The organism is Nocardia vulneris (assembly GCF_001613425.1).
GTDB lineage: Bacteria > Actinomycetota > Actinomycetes > Mycobacteriales > Mycobacteriaceae > Nocardia > Nocardia vulneris.
In genome coordinates, this window is record NZ_BDCI01000007.1 from 317,306 (window position 1) to 337,997 (window position 20,692).

At 67.9% G+C, this 20,692-nt stretch carries 19 protein-coding genes; 8 read left to right on the forward strand and 11 right to left on the reverse strand.

Annotated features, from left to right (window positions below; genetic code table 11):
* Positions 1-47 precede the first annotated feature (47 nt).
* Positions 48-2,411 carry an endopeptidase La gene (gene lon / locus NVU01S_RS10735; protein ID WP_052281033.1) on the reverse strand — a complete coding sequence of 788 codons (2,364 nt, stop codon included), beginning with the start codon at positions 2,409-2,411 and terminating at the stop codon, positions 48-50.
* Positions 2,412-2,629: 218 nt separating this feature from the next.
* On the reverse strand, positions 2,630-3,196 hold the full coding sequence (locus NVU01S_RS10740) for a dihydrofolate reductase family protein (RefSeq protein ID WP_043677033.1): 567 nt from the start codon (positions 3,194-3,196) through the stop codon (positions 2,630-2,632).
* A gap of 218 nt (positions 3,197-3,414) precedes the next feature.
* Between NVU01S_RS10740 and NVU01S_RS10745 the strand changes: the two genes are divergently transcribed.
* The 8 genes from NVU01S_RS10745 (at position 3,415) to NVU01S_RS10780 (ending at position 10,941) form a co-directional block, all read left to right on the forward strand.
* Positions 3,415-3,948 (forward strand): hypothetical protein, encoded by a 534-nt coding sequence (locus NVU01S_RS10745; RefSeq protein WP_043677031.1) that lies wholly within the window; start codon positions 3,415-3,417, stop codon positions 3,946-3,948.
* On the forward strand, positions 3,945-5,021 hold the full coding sequence (locus NVU01S_RS10750) for a PrsW family intramembrane metalloprotease (RefSeq protein ID WP_052281031.1): 1,077 nt from the start codon (positions 3,945-3,947) through the stop codon (positions 5,019-5,021). The genes NVU01S_RS10745 and NVU01S_RS10750 overlap by 4 nt, the downstream gene beginning before the upstream one ends.
* Before the next feature lie 117 nt (positions 5,022-5,138).
* On the forward strand, positions 5,139-6,494 hold the full coding sequence (locus NVU01S_RS10755; RefSeq protein ID WP_043677029.1) for a DUF445 domain-containing protein: 1,356 nt from the start codon (positions 5,139-5,141) through the stop codon (positions 6,492-6,494).
* Between the two features lie 115 nt (positions 6,495-6,609).
* Positions 6,610-7,401 (forward strand): TIGR03084 family metal-binding protein, encoded by a 792-nt coding sequence (locus tag NVU01S_RS10760; protein ID WP_043677026.1) that lies wholly within the window; start codon positions 6,610-6,612, stop codon positions 7,399-7,401.
* 395 nt (positions 7,402-7,796) lie between these two features.
* Entirely contained in the window at positions 7,797-8,489 is a 693-nt protein-coding gene (locus tag NVU01S_RS10765) for a hypothetical protein (protein WP_156161786.1), read from the forward strand.
* A gap of 22 nt (positions 8,490-8,511) precedes the next feature.
* Positions 8,512-9,702 (forward strand): L-2-hydroxyglutarate dehydrogenase, encoded by a 1,191-nt coding sequence (lhgD, locus tag NVU01S_RS10770; RefSeq protein ID WP_043677022.1) that lies wholly within the window; start codon positions 8,512-8,514, stop codon positions 9,700-9,702.
* A gap of 143 nt (positions 9,703-9,845) precedes the next feature.
* Complete coding sequence (locus NVU01S_RS10775; protein WP_043677019.1) at positions 9,846-10,319, forward strand: SRPBCC family protein; 474 nt, start codon at positions 9,846-9,848, stop codon at positions 10,317-10,319.
* 10 nt (positions 10,320-10,329) lie between these two features.
* Positions 10,330-10,941 (forward strand): ribonuclease H family protein, encoded by a 612-nt coding sequence (locus tag NVU01S_RS10780; protein ID WP_043677017.1) that lies wholly within the window; start codon positions 10,330-10,332, stop codon positions 10,939-10,941.
* Between the two features lie 85 nt (positions 10,942-11,026).
* On the opposite strand, the gene NVU01S_RS10785 is transcribed toward NVU01S_RS10780, so the two are convergent.
* The 9 genes from NVU01S_RS10785 to NVU01S_RS10825 all read right to left on the reverse strand — a co-directional run bounded on the left by NVU01S_RS10785 (position 11,027) and on the right by NVU01S_RS10825 (position 20,576).
* Complete coding sequence (locus NVU01S_RS10785) at positions 11,027-11,842, reverse strand: hypothetical protein (protein WP_043677015.1); 816 nt, start codon at positions 11,840-11,842, stop codon at positions 11,027-11,029.
* A 132-nt stretch (positions 11,843-11,974) separates the two neighbouring features.
* Complete coding sequence (locus tag NVU01S_RS10790) at positions 11,975-13,147, reverse strand: MlaD family protein (protein ID WP_043677012.1); 1,173 nt, start codon at positions 13,145-13,147, stop codon at positions 11,975-11,977.
* The gene (locus NVU01S_RS10795) at positions 13,144-14,235 is read right to left on the reverse strand and encodes an MCE family protein (RefSeq protein WP_043677011.1); all 1,092 of its coding nucleotides are present in this window, start codon (positions 14,233-14,235) and stop codon (positions 13,144-13,146) included. Before NVU01S_RS10795 ends, NVU01S_RS10790 begins: the two co-directional genes overlap by 4 nt.
* A gap of 8 nt (positions 14,236-14,243) precedes the next feature.
* On the reverse strand, positions 14,244-15,353 hold the full coding sequence (locus NVU01S_RS10800) for an MCE family protein (protein WP_043677009.1): 1,110 nt from the start codon (positions 15,351-15,353) through the stop codon (positions 14,244-14,246).
* Positions 15,350-16,348: an MCE family protein gene (locus NVU01S_RS10805; protein ID WP_043677007.1), complete on the reverse strand. Its 999-nt coding sequence runs from the start codon at positions 16,346-16,348 to the stop codon at positions 15,350-15,352. Before NVU01S_RS10805 ends, NVU01S_RS10800 begins: the two co-directional genes overlap by 4 nt.
* A complete protein-coding gene (locus NVU01S_RS10810) occupies positions 16,348-17,391 on the reverse strand; it encodes an MCE family protein (RefSeq protein WP_042259164.1) in 1,044 nt (347 codons plus the stop codon). Before NVU01S_RS10810 ends, NVU01S_RS10805 begins: the two co-directional genes overlap by 1 nt.
* Positions 17,388-18,887, reverse strand: coding sequence for an MlaD family protein (locus NVU01S_RS10815; RefSeq protein WP_043677005.1), 1,500 nt, complete (start codon positions 18,885-18,887; stop codon positions 17,388-17,390). Before NVU01S_RS10815 ends, NVU01S_RS10810 begins: the two co-directional genes overlap by 4 nt.
* A 6-nt stretch (positions 18,888-18,893) precedes the next feature.
* Positions 18,894-19,757, reverse strand: coding sequence for an ABC transporter permease (locus NVU01S_RS10820; protein WP_014989177.1), 864 nt, complete (start codon positions 19,755-19,757; stop codon positions 18,894-18,896).
* Positions 19,758-20,576, reverse strand: coding sequence for an ABC transporter permease (locus tag NVU01S_RS10825; RefSeq protein ID WP_014989178.1), 819 nt, complete (start codon positions 20,574-20,576; stop codon positions 19,758-19,760).
* Between the last annotated feature and the right edge of the window lie 116 nt (positions 20,577-20,692).

Genomic DNA, 20,692 nt, shown 5'->3' on the forward strand with positions numbered 1-20,692 from the left:
ACGGCGAAGGGCCGGGCACGGTGTGTGCCCGGCCCTTCGGGTCCGGATCAGGCGCTGGCGGCGAAGGCCGGTCCGTCCAGTGCCGGTTCGGCGACCGGCTCGATGGCGTAGGCCAGGATCTCGGCCACGTCACCGACGGGGCGGACGTCCAGTGCGGCAAGCACGTCGGCCGGGACGTCGTCCAGGTCCGGCTCGTTGCGGGCCGGGATGAACACCGTCTTCAGGCCGGCGCGCTGCGCGGCGAGCAGCTTCTGCTTGACCCCGCCGATCGGCAGCACCCGCCCGTTCAGCGTGACCTCGCCGGTCATGCCGACATCGGCACGTACCTGCCGGTCCAGTGCCAGCGACACCAGGGCGGTGACCATGGTGACACCCGCCGACGGACCGTCCTTGGGCACCGCGCCCGCCGGGAAGTGCACGTGGATATTGCGATCCAGCACCGACGGCTCGATGCCGATCTCCGCCAGATGCGAGCGGACGTAGGTCAGCGCGATCTGCGCGGACTCCTTCATCACGTCACCCAGCTGCCCGGTCAGGGTCAGCGACCGCTCACCCGCCGCGGCGTTGGCCTCGATGTAGAGGACGTCGCCGCCGAGCCCGGTGACCGCGAGTCCGGTGGCCACACCCGGGACCGCGGTGCGTTCCACCGAGTCCGGGGTGAACCGGGGACGGCCCAGGTAGTCCTTCAGATTGCCGAGGTCGATCGTCAGCGACTTGTCGGCCTTGACCAGCGCGTCGTAGCCGAGGTCCGCGCCGTAACCGAGTTCGACGACCTCGGATTCGGCTGTTGCCGTACCGGTTCCGTCTTCGGAGAGCCGAGTCGCGGCCTTACGCAACGCCTTCGCGATGAGCCGCTCCATCTGCCGTACACCGGCTTCCCTGGTGTAGTTCGCCGCGATCTCGCGCAGCGCCGCGTCGGTCACGAGCACCTCGTCGGCGGTCAGCGCGTTGCGTTCCAGCTGCCGGGGCACCAGGAAGTCGCGCGCGATGGCGACCTTGTCGTCCTCGGTGTAGCCGTCGACGGTGATCAGTTCCATCCGGTCCAGCAGCGGGCCGGGGATGGTCTCCATCACGTTGGCGGTGGCGATGAACAGCACGTCGGACAGGTCGAGATCCAGGTCCAGGTAGTGGTCGCGGAACGTGTGGTTCTGCGCCGGATCCAGCACCTCGAGCAGCGCGGCCGCCGGGTCGCCCCGGAAATCCGAGCCGACCTTGTCGATCTCGTCCAGCAGGACAACGGGATTCATCGATCCCGCCTCCTTGATGGCGCGCACGATCCGGCCGGGCAGCGCGCCGACGTAGGTGCGCCGGTGCCCGCGGATCTCGGCCTCGTCGCGCACGCCGCCGAGGGCGACCCGCACGAACTCGCGGCCCATGGCCCGCGCCACGGATTCACCGAGCGAGGTCTTACCGACACCGGGCGGACCGACCAGCGCGAGCACCGCGCCGGAGCCACGCCCGCCGACGACCTCCAGACCGCGGGCGGCCCGCCGTGAACGCACGGCCAGGTACTCGACCATCCGGTCCTTCACCTCGTCCAGGCCGTGGTGATCGGCGTCCAGGACGGCACGGGCGGCCGAGACATCGGTGCTGTCGGTGGTTTTCACCGTCCACGGCAGTTCGAGCACGGTGTCCAGCCAGGTCCGGATCCAGCCGGATTCCGGGCTCTGATCACTGGCCCGCTCCAGCCTGCCGACCTCACGCAAGGCCTCTTCCCGCACGTTGTCGGGCAGGTCGGCCTGCTCGATCCGGGTGCGGTAGTCGTCGGCGCCGTCGGGTTCGTCCTCGCCGAGTTCCTTGCGGATCGCGTTGAGCTGCTGGCGCAGCAGGAACTCGCGCTGGCTCTTCTCCAGACCCTCGCGGACGTCGTCACTGATCTTCTCGGTGACCTCGGCCTCGGCGATGTGGTCCTTGGTCCACTCGATCAGCGTCTGCAACCGCTGGGTGACGTCGGGGGTTTCGAGCAGTTCGCGCTTCTGATCGTTGGTCAGGTACGGCGCGTAGCCCGCGGTGTCGGCGATCGCGGACGGGTCGGTCAGCTGGTTGACCGCGTCGATGATCTGCCAGGCCTCGCGGCGCTGCAGCACCGAGACCACGAGCTTCTTGTATTCGGCGGCCAGCTCTTTGGTCCGGCCGTCCGCGGCGGGTGTCTCGACCGGTTCGGCCTCGACCCACAGCGCGGCGCCCGGCCCGGTGACCCCGTGCCCGATCTTCGCGCGCCGTTCGGCCTTCAACACGGCCGCGGGCGCGCCGCCGCGCATCCGGCCGACCTGTTCGATGGTGGCGACCACGCCGTAGGAGGCGTAGCCCTCGGTCAGGCGCGGCGCGAGCAGCACGGCGTCCGTCTTGGCGGCCCGCGCGGCATCGATCGCGGCCTGCGCCGATTCGTCCAGTTCGATGGGCACGACCATGCCCGGCAGCACGATCGGATCGGTCAGGAACAGCACCGGCAAGTTCTGAGGTGTAGTCACGTCTTCGACCCTTCCAAAAGTTGAGCGATACCAACTCAACCCCACCCCCACCCCCTTTGTTCCGCCCGATCCCCCTGTTCGCTGACGGCGAAGACGACGGGGTCGTGACGTCCTGGACCGGGTGAGGGTCGCTCACCCGGGTCCGAGGGGCGCGGGGGTCACGAACGCTGCGGCTCGAAGTGCAGGGCGATGATGCCGCAGTCGAAGGGGGTGGCGCCGACGGCGCGCAGGCGCTGGTAGGCGCCGGGGGCGAAGACCGGCATGCCGGTGCCGATGGCGGTGGCGTTGACGAAGAGGTGGATTTCGTCGATGAGTTGCTCGGCGAGCAGGGCCGAGACCAGGGTGCCGCCGCCGTAGACGATCAGGTCGCCGCCGGGCTGGGACTTCAGGTCGGTGATGATCTTGGCCAGGTCACCGCCGGTGACCGTGGCGTTCTCCCAGGGGGATGCGGTGAGCGAGTTGGAGATGACGACCTTGGGGGTGTTGTTCATCCAGTCGATGGTTTCCTGGTCTTCGCCGTCCTCCGGGGTCCGGGAGGCCCAGGTGGGGATGAAGCCCTCGGCCAGGTTGCGGCCGAGCACGATGGTGTCGACCGGCTCCATGATCGTGGCGATGTAGGCGCCGACGTCGTTGGTCCAGGGGAACGTCATCCAGTCCATCTCGCCGTTCGGGCCCGCCATGTAGCCGTCGACGGTGGTCTGAACCTGGAGCTTGAGCTTGCGCATCGGGTTTTCCTTTCGCGGCCGGGCCCGGTGCGGGCCCGCTGTTCTGGTGTGCGTTCACAGTGCCGGAGGGGGCTTACGGATTGTTTACGGTTGTTTCCGATCTGCACGGTCCGCGGCTCGCGTCCCACCGAACCGGCCCGCCCTGTTCTATCGTTGGTCCGGCTGCGCCGCAGGTCGGACGCGGTTTCTCGGTAAACCTGCGCCGAGGGGAGCACGGTATGACGGGTTCGAGCCGCGACGGCGGACCGGCCGCGGTACTGCTCGCGGTGGTCGCCGCGCTGATCGTGATCCCGTCGGTGCTCGCCGCGCTCGTGCCGGTACGGGAGACGACGCTGGCCCCCGACGCCGAGATCGCGCTCACCGCACCGGGGGAGGCGCCGGACACGATCGAATTCGGCGGCGTCGGCGGCTGGCAGCGCCGGCCGACCGGCGACCAGACCACCGCGGTGCTGGAGGCGCCGAGCGGCGCGCGTCTGGCGGTCAGCGTGGTGGACGGCGTCACGGACTTCCCCGCGGCGGCCGCGTGGCGGCTACGGGTGCTCGGCGTGCAAGGCTTCAACGGCTCCTTCGACGGCGCAGAGATGAAGACGCCCAACGGTTTCGGCGGCCCGACCTGTCGCGGCACGGACCGCGCCGGGGTCTGCGCCATCCTCGGCAACGACAACCTGGCCGTCACGCTGGTGCTGATCGGCGCGGACGCCACCCTGGCCGAGCTGGCGCCGGTGGTCGAGACCCTGCGGGTGCGGCGATGAGCACGGCGGCCGCGACGCCGGGCCCGCCGCTGCGGTGGTGGCGCCCGGGATCGGCGCTGTTCTGGTCATACTGGCTGATCGCGGTGCTCGGCCTGGCCGGGCTGCTCGTGCAACTGGCGCCGGTGCTGGCGCTGAACTGGCGCGACGTCCTGGTCGGACTGCCGTTCACGCTGGCCACCCTGGCCGTATTCGGTTGGCTGGTACTGCATTTGGATCGGCTCCGAGCCCGGCGGCGGATCCGGACGCCGCTGCTGCTCGGCTTCCTCTGGGGCGCGCTGGCCGGCCCCGGCATCGCGATGTTCGCCAACGACCACAACATGCGGGTGATCCAGAACCTGGCGGGCGACGCGTTCGCCATCGACTGGCAGGCCCCGATCTCCGCGGCGATCGTGGAGGAGGCGGTGAAGGGCGTCGGCGTCTTCGCGGTCGCCTGCCTGGCCAGGCCGCTGCTGTACCGGCCGATGCACGGGCTGCTGCTCGGCGGCTGCACCGGCCTCGGCTTCCAGGTGGTCGAGAACCTCACCTACGAGGCCAACGCCGGATTGCTGTCCGCACAGCATGATCCGGGTTACGCGGTGCTGGTCGGCATCGTGCGGTTGCTGACCGGGGTCACCTCGCACTGGATGCTCACCGCGCTGGCCGGGATCGGCATCGTGCTGGCGGTGGCGCGCACGGACTGGCCGGCCCGGCGGCGAGCCCAGGCGTTCCTGCTGTGCTATCTACTCGGCGCCGCGCTGCATTTCGGCTGGGACGCACCGAGTCCCGCGCACGTCCCGGTCGGCTCGATCCTGCTGCGCACGGTGCCGTACGTGCTGATCTTCGCCGCGGTCTACGCCTGGGTGGTGCACACCGAGCGGACCTGGTTCCGCGCGGTGGTGGACTGGGCAGTGACCCGCGGGATCGCGCCGGCCGGTGAGCTGAGCACACTGGTCACCCGGCGCAGCAGGCGCAAGGCCTGCGCGGTGGAAAGGATGAGTGGTCAGCACAGCCGCGGGCTACAGCTGCGGCGGCAGCGCGTGCTGCTGGAGTGGGTGCAGGAAGCCGGTGCGAGCTCCGGCATCCGCGTGCCGTGACGCCGCCCTGCCGATAACCCCGGGCCGCGTTGACACTCGCTTCGGCGCAATGACAATGTTGGGGCCTTGATACCTCATACCGGCGGTTCCGCCGGTTCGGCCTAGGGAGATCCATCGATGAGTTCGCTCGCCGCTGGCGTGTTCATCGATTGGGAGGAGCTGACCGGCCAGTCCAAGTTCGTGGTCGACCTGATCACGTTCCCGATCTTCAGCGCGCTGGCGGGTTGGCTGACCAACTGGACCGGCGTGCTGATGTTGTTCTGGCCGGTGCGGTTTCGTGGTTTCCGGATCCCGGGCCTGCACGTGCTGTACCCGTATTTCCCGCGCCGGGTACAGGTGTTGCCGACGTTCTCCGGGGACGGGCGCCGACTGGGTTTCCAGGGCTTCATTCCGGCGCGCGCCGAGAAGATGGCCAGCATCTGCGTGGACAAGGCGCTGATGCGAATCGGCAGCCCGCGCGATTTCATCCACGAACTGGACCTGGACGGCATCGCGGACTACGTCGCGGTGCTGGCGCGTAAACAGGTGCAGCCGCTGGTCGACGAACTGATGTACCGGGAGAACCCGGACCTGTGGCGCACGGTTCCGCGCGCCGCCAAACAGATCATCTACCAGCGGGTGGACCGCGAGCTGCCCGCGCTGTCCCGGCGCGCGTTCGAATCGCTCGGCGACAACGTCGATCAGCTGATCGATATCAAGAGCTTCGTCATCCGGTACCTGCAGGACAACCCGGACATCCTCAAGGACCTGACCACCACCATCGCGGCGCCCGAGCTGCGGTTCATGGTGCGGATCGGCCTGCTGGGCGCGCCGTTCGGGCTCGCGCTGGCGCTGTACATGCATGTGCACCACCGGATTCCGGTGCTGGGCTGGGTGCCGGGGTGGGTGATCGTGCTGCTCGCGTCGGCGGCGATCGGGGTGATCGTGAACGTCATCGCGGTGAAGATGGTGTTCGAACCCGGCGATCCGCAGCCCTGGTACAAGTACCTCTGGCAGCAGGCCCTGCTGGCCAAGCGGCAGCCGCAGGCGGCGACCGATCTCGCGCACATCCTGGCCTACCAGGTGCTCACCCTGCCGAACCTGTCCAAGGAACTGCTGGACGGCCCCAACGGTGACAAGACCCGTCAGCTGCTGGAACGGCTCGTCTCCGACGAGATCCACCGGCAGCTCGGCCCGACCACCTCGTTCGTCCGCGCGGCGCTCGGGCGACGTCAGTTCGACAATCTCAAGGCCGGGGCGGCCGGCGCGGCGGTCGGTTTGGCGCCGACGCTGGTCGAGGACGAGGAGTTCACGCTCGAACAGGCGAAGACCATCGACGTGTTCGCGGCCCGCAAGCTGCGGCAGCTGACGCCGGGGGAGTTCATGGAAATGTTCTATGCCTCGGTCGAACAGGACGCGTGGTTGCTCTACCTGCACGGCGCGGTGCTCGGACTCGCGGTCGGCGCCTCGCACCTGATCGTCTTCGGCTGGTGACACCGCGGATCCAAATACAAGCACGCGTGCTTGCATTTTTCTGAGGGCGCTGCGATGCTGAACCGGCGCGGACACCCGAGGCGGTGTGCCCGACGGGTAAGGAGCAGGGGAACAGATGGCTGACCTCGAAGCGCTGCTCGGCGATTTCGCCGCGGAATGCGCCGATCTGGAACGAATCGTCGCCCCGCTGGCGGCCACCGAGTGGACCCGCGCCACCCCGGCGCCCGGCTGGACCATCGCCCATCAGATCGGCCATCTGGCCTGGACCGACGAGATCGCCACGGTCGCCGCCACCGATGCCGGGGAGTTCCAGCGGTTGGTGACCGAAGCCGGGCCGAAGGTGCTGACCTTCGTCGACGACGCGGCCGAGGAGGCCGCGGCCGCACCCGCCGCGGAGCTGCTGGACCGGTGGCACCGGGGCCGCAAAGCACTCACCGACGCGTTGCGCGCGGTGCCCGCGGGCACCAAACTGCCCTGGTTCGGCCCGCCGATGAGCGCCGCCTCGATGATCACCGCCCGCATCATGGAGACCTGGGCGCACGGCCAGGACGTGGCCGACACCCTGGGCGTCACCCGGGAACCGACCGCCCGGCTGCGCACGGTCGCCCATATCGGCGTCCGCACCAGGAACTTCGCCTACACCGTGCACGGAAAGACGCCGCCCGCCGCGGAATTCCGGGTGGAACTGACCGCGCCCGACGGCACGACCTGGTCCTGGGGCCCCGAGGAGGCCGCACAGCGGGTGAGCGGGCCGGCGCTCGATTTCTGCCTGCTGGTCACCCAGCGCCGCCACCCGGACGATCTCGCGATCGTCGCCACGGGCCAGGACGCCGCCGAATGGCTCACCCTCGCACAGGCTTTCGCCGGGCCGACGGGTGCGGGCCGGACCGCCGGCCAGTTCGCCTGACCTGCCCCCGACGACAACGACGGCCGGATGCACGCATCCGGCCGTCGTCGGCACCCGACCAATTCCGAGGATTCGGGAGCCGGCGAGCGCCACACTTGGGTGCGCCGTTCGTATCGGCCGGACGCCATTGGCCGGGTGTCTCGATGTGGCAGTCGAGAATGACGCTCGCCAGCTGAAAGATTGGTTACCCGCGCTCGACCTGCTGGAAACCTAAATGACTCCGGCGATTCGGACCAAACAGGTCCCGGCCGCCCGGCGGCCGGTCCCGTGCCGCGATGTGATCCTGCTCTCCCGGACCCGGCACGCTCCGCGCCCGCGCCGTAACCTGGACAACTGTACGGCTTTCAACGATGCGGGCCGCTGCCAGGGAACTGAGCGGACGGAAGGAACGCATCGTGAGAACACCTAAGCCTGCCCACATCGCGCGGCATGTCGCGGTCGTGCTCGCCGGTGCCGCCAGCCTCAGTCTCACCGTGGTCGCGGGCGCCTACATCGTGCACCAGATCGCCGAGACCGAACGGCCCGCGGGCCCGGCCGCCGCGCCACCGGCGTTGCCCGCCGAGGAATTCGACGGCGAGCCCGTCTACGCCGAGACGGTGCTCACCGCGGGCAGCCACGAACTGCCCGTGCTCGCGCGGCCGCGCGAGGTCGTCGGCGCAGCCCCGAAAGCGGCTGACCCGCAGCTGCATTCGACGTTCACCAGGCACAACGCCGGTGTCGGGGGCCGGCTGCGGTTCGGCGACACCTACGTCGGCGCACAACTCGCCGCGGTGCCCGACGATACGATCTCGCTGACCGTGGATACCAACGCGGTCACCGCGCTCACCGGATTGCTGCCCGCCGACCCGCGGCGGGACACGACGGCGGTCACCCGGCTGCGCACCGAATTCGACACGCGCAGTGGCGCGGTCGTGCTGCTGCTGACCGACCCGGAGCTCGGCGAGCATGATCTGCGGATCGATCGCGCGCCGAAGGCAGGCACCGGCGCGACCGCCGGACCGGACGGCGCCGGTACCCCCGAACCCGCTGCCGCGCTGTCGGCCGGCGGAGGCTCCCCGCACGGTGGGCAACCCAGCGTCACGGTGTAGCCCGTCGGCCTAGGGTGCTCGTATGCCGCACAGCATGTACGACTTCTGCGTGATCGGCGGTGGCATCGTCGGGGTGGCCACCGCGCACCGCATCCTGCGCAGGCACCCCGGCGCGACCCTGGTGCTGCTGGAGAAGGCCGCGACCCTGGCCACGCACCAGACCGGGCACAACAGCGGGGTCATCCACTCGGGCATCTACTATCCGCCGGACAGCCTGAAGGCGCGGCTGTGCCGCCAGGGCGCGCGCTGGACCAAGGAATTCGCGGCGGCCCAAGGGATTCCGTTCGAGGTCTGCGGCAAACTGCTGGTCGCCACGGACGCGGCCGAACAGCGGCGGATGCTGGCGCTGCACGAACGCTCGGTGACCAACGGGGTGGCGGTCGAGCTGATCGATGCCGCCGAACTCCGCAGGCGGGAACCGAGGGTGCGCGGGGTCGGCGCGTTGTTCGTGCCGGACACCGGCATCGTCGACTACACCCGGATCACCGCCGCGCTGGCCGCCGAGGTCGCGGCGGCGGGCGGGGAACTGGTGTTCGGCGCCGAGGTCAGCGCGCTCACCGAGACCGACAGCGCGGTCACCGCGAGCGGACCGGCCGGGTCGTGGCCGGCGCGGACCCTGGTGGTGTGCGCGGGCCTGCAGGCCGATCGCCTGGCCCGGATGGCGGGTCTGCGCAACGACTTTCGGATCGTGCCGTTCCGCGGCGAGTACTACCAGCTGCCGCCGGAACGGGCCGGGTTGGTGCGCACGCTCATCTATCCGATCCCCGATCCGGAGCTGCCGTTCCTCGGCGTCCACCTCAGCCCGACCATCGACGGCACCCTGACCGTCGGCCCGAACGCGGTGCTCGGGCTGGCCAGGGAGGGTTACCGCAAGGGCAGTTTCGACGCCAAGGACGCCGGCGCCGTGCTCGGGTTTCCCGGGGTGCACCGGGTGGCCAGGGCCAATATCCGGACCGGGCTGCGCGAATTGCGCAACTCGGTGTTCAAGCGGGGCTATCTGGCCGAGTGCCGTAAATACTGCCCCGAGCTGACGCTGGCGGATCTGCGACCGCGCGAGGCGGGCATTCGCGCGCAGGCGGTGCTGCGGGACGGCACCCTGGTGCACGACTTCATGATCGAGCGCACGCCACGCTCGGTCCACGTGCTCAACGCGCCGTCGCCCGCGGCCACCTCGGCGATGCCGATCGCCGAGCACATCGTCGCTCAGCTCTGATCCAGAACTTTGACCGGCTGCGAGCAACCAAGCAACCGCCCGGTCGCAATGCGAAAAAGGCCTGTGCCAAATCCCGCGCAACCCCTCCAATAAAGAGGAGAGCTGTAGTACTTTTAACGCCAGTCGTGGAAATGGGAGGGCCCATGGGCCATATCAAGTACGCGAGTGACGTCGGAGCGCCTGTCGAGGTCGCCTTCACCTATACGGACAACCACCTGTTCGTCCCGGATTGGATGTTCGGGGTCGCCGGCTTCGAACCCGCCGGGGAGCTCGACCACGGTCTCGGCGCCACATTCACCGCCGCCACCCGGCTGCTGATGTTCTGGCGGCCGGCCATGACATGCGAGGTCACCGAATATCGCCGCAACGTCGTGATCGGGTATACGCTGCGTGGGCGTTTATCCGGGACCCTGACGCTGCGCTTCGACCCACTCGGTTACGGGAGGTCGGTGCTGACGTCGGAGGCGGAGTACAGTCCACCGCGCGGCTTCGCGGGGCGCCTCTGCGTCGGTCTGGTGGACTCCGCCGTGAAATCGGCGCTCCGCCGCACCGAGTCCCAATTGCGAAGGGAGATAGAAGAATTCCACGGTACCGATCTTGTCGGTCGGATTGCGTAGGGTGCCAGCCATGATCATCGTGAGCACCGACGGATCCTGCCTGCGCAACCCCGGCGGCGCCATCGGCTGGGCGTGGGTCAATCATCAGGGCTCCTCGGCCAGCGGCGGCGGCGCATCCGGCACGAACCAGGTCGCGGAACTGCGCGCGGTACTGGAAGCGATTCTCGCCCATCCCGGTTCGGAACCCCTGCTGATCGAAAGCGATTCGCTCTACGCGATCAAGTGCGCGTCGGAGTGGATCTCCAGCTGGCGGCTCAACGGCTGGCGCACCTCGACCGGCGGCGCCGTGAAGAACGTCGAACTCATCCGCCAGATCGACAAAGCAATCGCCAGCAGGCCCGGCCCGGTTCGATTCCGTTGGGTCCGTGGCCATGTCGGCAACTACTTCAACGAGCAGGCCGACGCGCTTGCCGGAGAAGCGGCTCGGAAGGCGGCCGCCTCGGCAGCCGTCGCCGAGGCGAACACCGCGGAAATCCCCGCGGTGACTGTGGAAGAAGCGCCGGCGGTGCCGGACGTGTTGCAGCACAAGCCCGAACGGTCGCGCACACCGGCTGCCGTCTCGGGACAGGCCGCGGGGAAGGCGGCCGCGCCGTCGGCGCCACAGGCATTGACGCTGTTCTGATTTCGAGGAATGGCCGCCCGAATGACCTCCGGCGGTGGTGGCTCGGCCCACCGCCGGAGGCGCTCGGTGCATTACCGTCGCGGGGTCAGTTGCCCGGGGCGGGGGTGGGCTGCTCGGTCGGCGCGGGCTGACCCTCCGGTCCGGCCGGCGCGTTCGGCGCCGGAGCAGGCGCGCCGGGCAGGCCGGTGCCCGCGCCCTTCAGCATCGGCGAATCGAGCTTCTCGACCAGCCACTTGTCACCGGACTTGGTGAGCTGCGCGATCACCACGACGAACTGCCGTTCCGGGTTCGACTGGGTGAAGTTGGTCCGGTACTGCGTCAGCGTGACGAGCACGTTCGCCGAGGTCTTGTCGCCGGACTGGTAGCCGCACTGCACGTCGTCCACCCAGGACTTCACCTTGGCCTGCACCATGGCGTCCTTGAGCGCCTTGGTCGCGTCGTCGAACTCCTTCAGGAATTCGCCGCTCGCGCCGGACTTCACCTTGGTGAAGTAGCCGTCGAGGTCCTTCGAGTAGTCGTAGATCGAGACGTCCTTGCCGAACGAGCACGCGGCGTTGGTCGCGTCCCGGATCGCGTCGAGCTTGTCGCCGCGATCCTTGCCCTGCAGGAAGAACACCACCACCGCGGTGATCGCCGCGACCGCGAGCACGCCCGCCACGAAGGCCGCGATCAGCGGCACCGAGCCGGACCGGCCCGAGGAGGCCGCTGTGCCCGCGCCCTTACCTAGATCGGTCGTGGGCGTGCTGACCCGGTCCGACTTGTCGGCCTCGTCGGCCGGTGCCGCCTCGGTCTTGGACAGCTCGGGCGTGGCTGCCGCGGTCTCGGACTGCGCGCCCGCATCCTTCGTGGCATCGGCCACGGTCTCGGCGTCCTTGTTGGTGTCGGCGTCGTCGGTGGACATCGATACAAACCTGCACTTTCCCGGCGCGCGGGCGCACCGATCGACTGACGGGCCCGCATCTCGGGCGAACCGTACGCGTTCTACCGGCGAGTATGCCCGGACCCGCGCGATCGACGCGGGGCCGGGGGCCACTCACCGCACCGGGGGCATGGTCCGTTCGTTCGGATCGACACCCGGCGGCATGTGCGCGCCGTTGTTCGGCACATCTGGCCGCGGCGCGTTCGCAGCGCCGCGAATGTACATCCCAGGAGGCGGATTCTCGCAGTAGTTCCACTTCGGAATCGAGCCGTCCTGCACGGTCTCGTTACGGATCTGCGGGGTGTTGTAGGTGCAGAACGGGCGCGGCCACAGATCGAGGATCGCGTGGAACTCGCCGTCGTGCGCCGGCACACCCAGCGCCTCGGCACCGGCCGCGAGCGAGGGGAACAGCGCGCGCAGCGCGGGCAACCGCAGCTGCGCGGCCTTGGTCATCGCCGAGAAGTTGGCGGCCAGGCTGGTGATCGGGTCACTGGTCTTGTCGAGCACCGCGCCGAGCCCGGCCAGCTGCCCCGGCGCCCGCTCCAACACGCCCTGCAGTTCGGTGTTCGCGTTGTTGAACTGCTCGAACAGCGTCCCGGAGTTGCGGGTCAGTGTGGCGAGGTCGGGTTGCGCGTTGGACGTGGTCTCCGCGATGGTGCGCAGGTTGCTGATCAGGTTGGTGGTCTGCGGCAGCAGGCTGTCGAAGCCGGCCATGGCCAGGCTGATGCCGTTGACCATGCCGCGCAACTGATCCGGGCCGCCGCTCAGCGCGGTGTCGAGCTCGCTGAGGATCACGCCGAACTTGTCCGGGTCGACCTGCGCGATGAGGGCGCTGGAATTGTCCAGCACGGACCAGATCGGGGTCGGGGTCTTGATCTTGGCGGCATCGAACTTGATCACCGCGCCGTCCCCGAGGTACGGGCCCTGCTCGGTGCCGGGACGGAAGTCGATGTACTGCTCGCCCGCTCCGGAGAGCGCCTGCACCGAGATATCGGTGTCGACCGGGATCTTGAACTTGCTCTCGATCTGGGCCGACGCCGCGATGGCCTGGCCGCGATCGGTGAGTTCGATCGAGGTCACCTTGCCGATGCGATAGCCGCGCAACGTCACATCGTTGCCCGGCTGCAGGCCACCGGAGCGGTCCAGGTTCACCGTGACGGTGTAGTTGGACCGCAACGGGTTGACCCGCATGACGCTCACCATCAGATAGGCGGCGCCGATGACGAACACCAGCACCAGGCCGATGGTCGACAGGACCAGCTTGTGCTCCTTCAGCTTCGCAATCACCGGTGGCCCCCCTGCACTCGGGACTGCACGATCTGCAGCACCTGGATCAGGCTGCCCGCGAAGTCCTGCAGATCCTGCAGGTCCTGGAGCCTGCCGTGCTCCGGGTCGGTCAGCGCGCTGAGGTCGAGGTTGGTCGCGGTCGCGTAGACCGCGAAGCTCTTGCCCTTGAAGGTCGCGTCGAGCTTGGGGCGCAACACATGTGCGCGATCGAGCAGGATCTCGAGGTTGTCGCCGGTGGCCGAGAGCGCGTCCATCAGCTGGCGGGTGTTGTCCAGCAGACTGGCGAGCTGCTCGCCGGAGGTGTTGGCGTAGTCGCCGAGCGCGGCGCTGGTGGTCGACACCTTGGTCAGCAGATCACCGATGGCGCGGTTGTTCTCGGCGATCGCGCCGATCATCTGCGGCAGCGTGTCGGCGACCTGGCCGAGTTCGTTGCGCCGGGTCTCGATGGTGTTGGCCAGCGCGCTGAACTCGGTCAGCACCCCGTCCACCTTTGCGCTGTTGTCGTTCAAACTGCCGATCACCCCGGTCATTTCGGTGATCAGGTGGGACAACTGGCCGCCGCGCCCGCCGACGATGGAGTCCAGCTCCGAGGTCAGCTTGCTGAGGCTGGCGACGCCACCGCCGTTGAACAGCATGGAGATCGAGATCAGCAGCTGCTCGACGGTCGCGCCCGCGGAGGTCTTGTCCAGCCCGAGGGTGGCGCCGTCGCGCAGCATGGTCGCGCCCGCCTCGGTCTTCGGCTTGGACACCGCGATGAACACGTCACCGAGCGGGGTGGCCTGGCGCAGCTCGGCCGTGCTGCCCTCGGGCAACTCGATGTCCTTGCTGATCTGCAGGTCGACGACCGCCTGGAAGTTCTTGGTCGTGATCTTGGAGACCACGCCGACATCCGAGCCGCCGATCTTCACCTTCGCCTGATCGGGCAGGTTCAGCGCGTTCTCGAAAACCGCGTGGACCGTGTAGGTTTCGCCGCCGACACCCGGTTTGGGCAGCGGCAGCTTCTCGACCGTGAGACCGCACCCGGAGGTGACCGACACGGCCGCCACCGCCGCCACCGCCATCAGCGCCCGTCGTGCCTTGATCGTCATTCGATACGTCATTTCGTCAGTCCGAGCAGCGCTGCCGTGAGGCCGTAATCCGGCCCGAAGTCCTGGCCGTACCCGGTACGGCAGCCCTCCGCCTTCATCTGGATGCGTTCGCAGAACAGGCTCAGGATGTCGCCGGTGAGGGCCGTGCCGATGACCGCGTGCAGGCGCACGTAGCCGTGCTCGCGGTTCATGATCTTGTCGACGTTCTGGAAGGCCAGCGGCGCCACGTCGACGACCTCGGTGATGCCGTAGGCGTTGTCGCGCAACTGCTGGGTGACATTGGTGAGTCCGGCCATCGAACCCGCCAGCTGGTCCTGATACTGCACCAGGGTCGTGCTGGTGTTCGCGAGGAAGTCGTTGATCTGGTTCAACGTCGCCTGCAGACCGGGGGACTGCTCCGCGAGCAGCCCGGTGAGCTGGGTCATCCGGTTGCTGAAATCGCGCACTGACTGGTCGTTGTCGGCCAGCATGGTGGTCAGCTCGTTCAGCTTCACGATGATGTTGGACACCGCGTCCTTGTTGTCCACACCGATCTTCAGCGCGCCGGACAGGGCGTTGAGCGTGTCACGCATCTTCTCGCCGTTGCCGTTCACCATCGGGTACAGCACCCGGCCCGAGAGCGGGCCGATGCCTTCGCTGCCCGGCTCGGGCTTGAGCGCGGCGGCGAACTGATCGATGGTCTTGATCATCGTGTCCAGCTCGACCGGCGTCTTGGTCTTGGCCAGCGGCAGGTGCGCACCGTCGGCCAGCGTGTCGCCCTTGGTGTAGACGGGGGTGAGCTCGACGTGCCGGTCGGTCACGATGGACGGCGAAATGATCGCCGCCATTGCGTCTTTCGGAATCTTCACGTCGTTGTTGATCGACATGTGCACCTCGACGAGGGTGCCCTTCGGCACGATCTTCTCGACCTTGCCGACGTCGAGCCCGAGCACGGTGATCGGGTTGCCCTCGTAGATGCCTGCGATGTTCTCGAAGTCCGCGGTGATCCGAATCGTCTGGCCCAGCGCGTTGTTCACCGAGGCCGGCACCAGCGAGCAGCTTCCGACGGTCAGCGCGGCCGCGCTGACCAGCAGCAGCTTGGCGAGGGAACGGAGTTTGACGGTCTTGGCGAAGCTCATCCCTGGCACCCCTCGATCGCGTTGGCGAAGCACAACCAGTTGTCCGGGAACAGCCACGGGAGGCCGACGTCGCCGTACGGTCCGCTGCCGCCCCAGGAGTTCGCCAGGTAGCGCACCGTCGGCGGCATCAGCGAAAGCAACCGGTCCAGATTGTCCTTGTTCTTCTGCAGGCCCTCGGCCATGGTGTTGAGCTGCTGGATGGTCGGGCCGAGCTGGTTGTCGTTCTCCGCGCCGATCGCCTGCAGCTGCTTGGTCAGCTGGGCGACGTTGTCGAGCAGCTGACGCAGCAGCCCCTGCCGCTCCATCACCCGGTTCGCGATGGCCTCGCCCTGGGTGATCACCAGCAGCACGCTGTTGCGGTTGTCGCCCAGGATCTGGGTGACCCGGTTCAGGTCCTTGAGCAGGCTGTCCACCTCGTCGCGGCGGGTGTCCATCACCTTGGCCAGCGCGCCGACGCTGTCGAGCGCCTGCGCCATCAGCTGCGGCGATTCGCCCATCTGCTGATTGATCAGGTTCAGCGACTCGGACAGCTTCTTGGTGTCGAGCGCCTCGAACTTCGGCGTGCCGACCTGCACCACATCGGCGAGGTTGTACGGAACGGCGGTGTTGGACACCGGGATTCGGCCGCCCTTCAGGCCGGTGCCGTCGCCGGGCTCCAGATCCACGTACCGGGCGCCGAGCAGCGTGGCCATCTTGATCGACGCGCGCGCGTCCGGCCCGAGCTTCACCCCGTTGTCGACGCTCAGCGTCAGCAGCACGTGATCGCCCTCGAGTTTCGCGCCGTCCACCCGGCCGCTCGTCACGCCCGCGATGGCCACCCGGTCGCCGACCTTGATGCCCGCGGCCTGCACGAACTCGGCTTTGATGGACTGCTCGCCGACGCCGAGCAGCTTGATCGCGCTGGAGGCGAGCAGCAGCGCGACGATGAGCGCGCCGCCGATGATGCCGAGCCAGAAGTAGCGGTTGTTGTCGAACTTGGTCTTGAGCTTGGTCATCATGGGCGGCACACCGCCGAGTGCGAAGTGCCACCGATCTGCGAGAACAGACCGCGCGGGAACAGCACGCCGTACAGCGAGACGTCCAAGCCGCACAGGTAGGCGTTGGCGTAACCGCCCTCGGAGGTGTGCTTGCCACCGATCGAGACGATGTTCGGCAGGTCGATCGCCATCTGGTCGAGCTTGGCACCATTGTTCAGCAGCAGCGTGAGGGCCGCGCTGGTGGAGTTCTGCGCGGTCTGCAGCTTCGGCTGGATGTTGCCGACCATGTCCACCAGCGAGCTGGTGGCGTTGGCGATCTGCACGGTCGAGGACTGCAACGACTGACCCTGCTCGTACAACCCGCCGATCAAGGCCCGGGTCTGGGTCACCAGGGTCTCCAATTCATCACCTCGTTTGGCCAACCCCGACATCACGCCGGACAGGTTGACGATCACATCGGACAGGATCGCGTCCCGCCGCTGGAAATCGGTGGCCAGCTGCGCGGCCTGCACGATGAACGCACTCAACGAGACTCCGTCGCCCTGCAGGGCCTGGATGAAGGTCTCGGACAACCGGTTCACCTGCTCGGGCTGCAGCGCCTGGAACAGCGGCTGAAAACCGTTGAGCAGTCCCGACACATCGAACGACGGCTCGGTGCGCTCCAGCGGAATCGACCCGTTGTTCTTCAGCTGCGCCGGGCTCGGCGCCTTGCCCGGCGCCAGCGCGACGTAGCGCTGCCCGATCAGGTTCTGGTAGCGCACCAGGGCTTTGGTGTCGTCGAACAGGGTTTGATCCCGCTGCACGACGAAGGTCACCTTCGCCACCTGCTTCTTGGACTTCGGGTCGCGGTTCAGCTCGATCTTCTCGACCTTGCCGACCCGCACACCGGCCATCCGGACATCGTCACCGGTGTGCAAGCCGAGCACATCGGAGAACGTCGCGGAGTAGGTGTTGGTGTCGCCCTGGACGATGCGCGCCAGGGTATTCCAGACGACGACCGTCACCAGGATGGAGACGAGCGCGAAGATGCCGAACCCGATCAGCGGCTTTTTTATGCTCATCGGCTCGCCTCGCTCTGGGCCACGTGCATGGTCCCGCCCTTCAAGATCGAGCTCAACAGCAGGTATTCGGCGGTGGTCGGCTGCCGCCCGAGCAGCTGGGTGATCGCGGCATCGCCCTGGTAGGAGATCTCACCGACCTTCGGTGTGCCCGCCGGTGCGGCGGCCGGCGCCACCGGGCCCGGCGCGGGCGCCGGAGCGGGGGCGGGCTGCTGTCCGAACAGTCCGGGCAGCATCGGGAACAGACCCTCCAGCGGCGTGCCCGCGAACGGACGCGGCTCGCCGGCCACCGGGCCCGCGGCGGTCGCCGGGTTGGGCATGGTGACACCCGGGATCAGCGGCAGGCCCGGCATCGGGACCACCGGCGGCAGCCCGGCGGCCGATTCGAGCGCGCGCGGCTTCAGCTTGTCCGGCAGCGGCGGCAGTTCGTTCACCGCGGGCGCGGTGGCACAGCTCGGTCCGGCCAGCTCGCCGTAGCGCGGGCAGTCGGCCACGGTGTACGGCTTGTACGGCGTGAGCGTGATACCCGCGTTCCAGCGCTGCTGCTGTTGCGGACCCCAGGTGAAGGTGGTGTCCATCCGGCGCACCATCTCACTGAGATTGAGGATCGTGTTGGTGATCGCGGACGGATCCGCGGCCACCGCGCCGAACATATCGCTCGTGCCCGCGGTGACCTGCTTGCCCACATCACCGTTGCGCGCGAACAGATCGTTCACGGTGTCGACCGTGCTGCTCGTGCCGGTGATCAACGCGACGAGATCGGTGCGCCGGTCGGCGATGGTACGTGCGGTGTCGACGGAAGTGCCGAGCACGTCGAGCAATTCGGGCGCGGACTGGTTCAGCGCGTGCATCGACGCGGACAGGTCACCGAGCATCACCCCGAGGTTCGGGATGGAGTCGTCCACCGACTGCAACCAGCGATCGAACCGTTCGACGGTCGAGCCGGGCATCCGGCCGCTGCCGTCGAGCGCCTGCGAGAGCGTGCCGAGCACGCGCCCGAACTGCATCGGATCGATCCGGTCCAGGATGTTGCGCACTGTGGTCAGGGTGTCCTGCAGCGCGAGCGTGCCCGCGCTGCGATCCTCCTCGATGACCGAGCCCTCGCGCAGAAACTGATCGGCCGGGCCGTTGAAGACCAGCTCGACCGAGGTGACCGCGAACAGGTTGCTCGGCACCACCCGCGCGGTGACGTTCGACGGCACGCCCTTCGCGAACTCGGGCTTCATCTCGATCTGCACCTTCTGCAGCTCGCCCTTGGCCGCGACCTCGACGTCGGAGACCTCGCCGACGAGCACGCCGCGGAACTTGACGTCCGCCTTCTCCGGCAGCCCGTCACCGGTGGTGGTCAGGTTCGCGACGACGTTGACCTTGTCGACGAAGTAACCGGTGTAGCGACCCATCAAAAAGGCCAGCACGACAGCGAAGACGACCAGCCCGCCGACACCCGCGAGGAGCAGCTGGCGCATGGTGGGACCACGCCCACTCGGATCAATGATCATCTCGTCCTACCCTGAGATCCGGATTCCGGCGGTGACGCCCCAGATCGCCAATGTCATGAACAGATTCGCGAAGACGACCGCGATGATGCACACCTTGATCGCCCGGCCGGCCGCGACACCGACACCCTCCGGTCCGCCGGAGGCGAAGAAACCGTAGTAGCACTGGATGAACGTGGTGACCGCGACGAACAGGATCGCCTTCACCAGCGAATAGACCACGTCGCCCGGTACCAGGAATTGGTAGAAGTAGTGCTGGTAGGTGCCGCTGGCGGTGCCGCCGATCAGTTGCACGGTCAGTGAGCAGGAGATGTAGGCCATCGCCAGACCCAGGCAGTACAGCGGGATGATGGCGATCATCGCGGCGAACATGCGGGTGCTGATCAGGTAGGGCAGCGGCCGGATCGCGATGGACTCCAGCGCGTCGATCTCCTCGGAGATCCGCATGGCGCCCAGCTGCGCGGTGAACCGGCAGCCCGCCTGCGCGGCGAACGCGATCGTGGCGAGCAGCGGGCCGATCTCCCGGGTGGTGGCGAACGCGGAGATCGCGCCGGTGATCGGGCTCAGGCCGAGCAGGTTCAGCGAGTTGTAGCCCTGGATGCCGACGGTCATCCCGCCGAACGCGCTGAGGATGACCACGACGCCGATGGTGCCGCCACCGACGACCAGGTTCCCGTTGCCCCAGGTGACATCCGAGAGCAGCCGCCACACTTCCTTCGGATAGTGCTTGAGCGCCAACGGAATCGAGCCGATCGAGCGCAACAGGAAGAACACCTGGTGGCCCAGTTTGGCGAGCAGGTTCGCCGGCGCCGACGCGCCCTTGCGAAGCTGTTGGAACGGCCGCAGCAGCGGGGGGACGTATGTCGACGACACTCAGACCACCTGTGACGGGAACAGTGCGTTGTACACCTGAGTGATTATCAGGTTCACGCCGAACAACATGATCGCCGAACTCACCACTGCCGAATTGACCGCGTTGGCCACACCGCCCGGGCCGCCGCGAGCATTCAGGCCGTTGTCGCACGCGATGATCGCCGCGAGCAAACCGAATATCAGCGATTTCACCAGTGCGACAAGAAGATCACGCGTGACGGCGAACGAGGAGAACGTACCGATATATGAACCCGGCGTTCCGTTCTGCGCGAAAATATTGAAGATGTAACCGGTCAAGAAACCGACGAAGACGACGAAGCCGCACAGCAGCACACTGACCAGCATGGCCGCGCCGAGGCGCGGAGCAACCAGCCGGCGCATCGGGTCGACGCCCATCACCTTCATCGCGTCGATCTCTTCGCGGATGGTGCGCGAGCCGAGGTCGGCGCAGACCGCGGAACCGACCGCGCCCGCGATCATCAGCGAGGTGACGAGGGGGGCGCCCTGCTGGATGATGCCGAGGCCGTTGGCCGCGCCGATGAAGGAGGTCGCACCGACCTGTCCGGCGATCGAGCCGACCTGGATCGATACGATGACACCGATCGGAATGGCGACGAGCAGCGTGGGCGCCGCCGAGACGCTCGACATGAACGCGCACTGGCGGATGAACTCACGAAAAGGGAAGCGGCGACGGAAGATCGAGACGAAAAGTTCGGCAACCGCCGCGATCCCCATGGTGATCTGGCGACCGAAGGTTTCCAGCGAAGCCTTCGGATGGTCTGCCCAGTAACCCTTGGTCCAATCGACCGCATCACTCATCCGTGACCCTGTTGGTGGACTCTCGGTCGACTGCACTGGCTAACCCCTCTCGACGCCGGTTGGCTGCCCCGACGACTTGTTTGCTTGACGCACCTTACTACGTAGTAAGCCAGAAC